The sequence below is a fragment of the Cupriavidus sp. SK-3 genome (genome assembly GCF_000611145.1).
Lineage (GTDB): Bacteria > Pseudomonadota > Gammaproteobacteria > Burkholderiales > Burkholderiaceae > Cupriavidus.
The window spans coordinates 1-1,180 of record NZ_JFJV02000026.1 but is presented as its reverse complement, the minus strand read 5'-3'; the positions used below and the strand labels follow the sequence as shown (position 1 = coordinate 1,180).

At 61.4% G+C, this 1,180-nt stretch carries 2 protein-coding genes; both read right to left on the bottom strand.

The genetic code is table 11. From position 1 onward, the window contains the following. Positions 1–188: 188 nt before the first annotated feature. Positions 189–662: a hypothetical protein gene (locus CF70_RS02150; RefSeq protein WP_035859715.1), complete on the bottom strand. Its 474-nt coding sequence runs from the start codon at positions 660–662 to the stop codon at positions 189–191. A gap of 11 nt (positions 663–673) precedes the next feature. Then, entirely contained in the window at positions 674–1,054 is a 381-nt protein-coding gene (locus CF70_RS02145) for a hypothetical protein (RefSeq protein ID WP_035859712.1), read from the bottom strand. Positions 1,055–1,180 lie beyond the last annotated feature (126 nt).

Sequence of the window (1,180 nt, the reverse complement as noted above, 5' to 3'; positions counted from 1 at the left end):
GCCCCGCGTGGTAGACGAAAAAAAACGCACCTCTCGAGAGGTGCGTCAGTTTGATGGCCCGGGATTGCCGGGCGAAATAAGACAGTGGCTTGGCGCTCAGTCCTTATGGACGCGACGCCCGTTACGGTCTGCCCACAGCAAGTAGGCCGAAAACAGCAACGCAAGAACCAAAAGAGGAGGACCAAACATCACTTTTCTCCTTTCGAGAGGACTGCTCCTACAGCGAATAATACAACGGCGATGCCGAACAGGCTTGCGCCATTTGCGACAGCGGTCAGGTTCCATCCCGGCCGGCTGGTAAGGTAGCCAGCCAGGCCAAGGATTGCGGCAGCGGAGAGCGTATGAGCGAAGCGACCATACTGCAACCGTTGGTCCTTGGTCGGAGCCGCAACGGCCATCCTGGCTTCGTCCATCCAGCCCCGTTTGGCCGCCTTGGAACGATCCACGTTGTAGACCGCAGGTTCCATGCGCACCAGCGGAAACTGATAGCCGTCTTCCAGCAGCAAAAGGACGTGACGCTCCCCCATCGCAATGGAGGCATCGACGAGGTTGTCCAGGCGCACCGGTAGTGTGACAACGTCGGCGTCTGGCTCATAGTGTACCGAGCACGAGTACTCGTCGCCGCTGGTGGATTTGAGGATGACCTTGGCAATGCGTGTCATGGTCAGTGCCCTCAACCGCGCCGGCCCGCGACCACGCGCAGCGTGGCAACGAGCGAGGCATAGCCTTCGGGCGAGCCGATCGACTGTAGGCAAACCGCATTGTCGCGGCCGCCGGTATAGTCGTCGCGGCCGCGGCACGTGCGAAAGCTCATGCGGGCAGCGGATTGCTGCGGCGCGTGGGCAATCTGCAAGTACAGCGTATCGGTATGCAGGGCATAGACATCGGCTTGCTGGCGGCGCTGACGGCGTTCGCGGACGGTGAATTCACGGGGACGCAACCCGAGGTCGTTCGCCAGGCGGCGGATGACACGGGAGGCATCACGTTTGAGGGAGGCGCAGGCTGTGGCATTGCCCGGGGCGTGCGGTTGGGTAAAGGATTTGGGGATCTTCATGGCAGTCTCTGGTGAAACGGGACAGCCATCCCCAGCGGGATGGTGTCCCGCAATGGGTAAGGTCTGGACAGGCCAGACAGGGTTCGATGCGTCGGAGACGCGATCAAAAGCGTTTGCCGAAGCGGT

What these genes read in the sequence shown, in the direction of transcription:
- CF70_RS02150 (WP_035859715.1), bottom strand. Translation starts at nt 662, where the DNA reads ATGACACGCATTGCCAAGGTCATCCTCAAATCCACCAGCGGCGACGAG.
- CF70_RS02145 (WP_035859712.1), bottom strand. Translation starts at nt 1,054, where the DNA reads ATGAAGATCCCCAAATCCTTTACCCAACCGCACGCCCCGGGCAATGCC.